The organism is Stenotrophomonas sp. P5_A8, from assembly GCF_056400545.1.
Window position 1 is genome coordinate 1 of sequence record NZ_JBFULB010000529.1, and the last position, 1,504, is coordinate 1,504.

A 1,504-nucleotide genomic window follows, 5' to 3' on the forward strand; every position below is an offset into this window, starting at 1 on the left:
GAATTTGCGGAGCAAAATCCATAAGTGCGCTCTTGCCTTAAAATTTGGCAATCCCCTAACAGCCCCCTAAAGGATCTTAAATTATTTGGGGCCCACTTCTTTTTTATTCCTCCTACGTAAAAATTTCTTAAAGTAGGAAAGAAGCAGTTGCTGCTCAAATGTGGGGAGCTTGGAATAAATAATAATCAAATCTTGCAGATCGTCATCATTAGCGAAAAACGCAGCCAAAGGCATCTCCAGAGCCTCGGCCAGACGCTGAGCAGTCCGCAGATCACACTCGTTGACGCCTTTTTCATACCGATTGATGCGTGTGCGGGCCACGTCAGGGCCTACCCCTGCGGCCACGCCTAAGGCCTCCTGCGTGAGCCCTGCCCTCAGGCGTGCTTCGCGTAGGCGATGAGCAAAGATCAGACGAGCGTCTTCCGAATCCAAAACTAGACCGCTGGCAGGCAATGTGATGAACGAGCATGGCGCTTCTCTCTTGTGCTGTCTGTTACTTTTTCAGTAACATCAAGCCTAGTCAAGATCAAGGGCCATAGACGCACTCTTTCCGCCCTGGTCACCGGTCTCTTTCCCGAACTCAGCCCAAGGAAATCCCATGTCTAAGGTTCGCATTGCCGTCATCGGTGCGTTGATCGCCTGCCTGGCAGCTTGCTCAGGTGGCGGCCCGTCCCATGACGACCGTCAGAACGCGTTCTTGCAATACGTAAAAGACAACAGCAATGACAAGGCCAAGATCAGGGAATTCCAAAGCGGCGAGTGCGTCAAGGCCGAGGGCGCACCGAGCTACAACTGCTCCGTATCGAGCCAGGTCATGGCCATGGAACGGGACTTCGGCCATGAGATGGACGGGGTCTACACGTTCACCGAAGTAGGCGGTGCTTGGAAGATCACTGGCCGGGTCCAGTAGTTCCCCCACCGATCTGACCGCTCCCCCTAACTCCCAGGACATCCAATGACCGTTGGCACCTTTCTCCTTTTGCTTGTCTTGTGCGCAGCCGTGCTGGTCGCCATCGGTGTCAATCAGGCTCTTCGATTCCGCAGTCAGCGGGAGGCCTTTGGCCGAGAATTTGAACGCTCCTACTTTGGAGGGCAAGGCGGCTTGGCGATCTCAGTCGAGCGTTCGAGGTTGAAGATCCGTGCTCGCAATGCAGTCAAGATCTACCCGTTGGCGAATGTGCGCTCGTGGGAGAAGCATTGGCACAACTCAAAGTGTCAGGGGACGCTGACTGTGAGTGTCCGGGATACGGATCACCCCGTGTGGTCCATCCCGTTCCAAAGCGAGAACGAGATGAACCAGTGGTATGAGATCCTGAATCAAGCGGTCAACGAAGGTGGGAAGCCGTGATCCCGATTTGCAGGCAACGCTCGATCTTGACCGCAATGAATTTTGTGCTACGAATCGGGGAACGCCACTACTCGGATTCCTCGCCATCATGGACATGGCCAGTCACTCCGCACCTCTACTCGACGAACAAGAAGCGCAGCGTCGCCAGACCAATGT

The 1,504-nt window shown here is 54.5% G+C and carries 3 protein-coding genes; 2 read left to right on the plus strand and 1 reads right to left on the minus strand.

Going from position 1 to position 1,504, the window contains the following annotated elements; genetic code table 11:
- Positions 1–81: 81 nt before the first annotated feature.
- Positions 82–432 (minus strand): helix-turn-helix domain-containing protein, encoded by a 351-nt coding sequence (locus AC1DQP_RS20375; RefSeq protein WP_457322409.1) that lies wholly within the window; start codon positions 430–432, stop codon positions 82–84.
- Between the two features lie 166 nt (positions 433–598).
- Here AC1DQP_RS20375 and AC1DQP_RS20380 point away from each other — a divergent pair, with 166 nt between their 5' ends.
- Together AC1DQP_RS20380 and AC1DQP_RS20385 are read left to right on the plus strand one after the other, a co-directional pair.
- Positions 599–910, plus strand: coding sequence for a hypothetical protein (locus AC1DQP_RS20380; RefSeq protein ID WP_478052416.1), 312 nt, complete (start codon positions 599–601; stop codon positions 908–910).
- Positions 911–955: 45 nt separating this feature from the next.
- Complete coding sequence (locus AC1DQP_RS20385) at positions 956–1,348, plus strand: hypothetical protein (RefSeq protein WP_478052417.1); 393 nt, start codon at positions 956–958, stop codon at positions 1,346–1,348.
- Positions 1,349–1,504 lie beyond the last annotated feature (156 nt).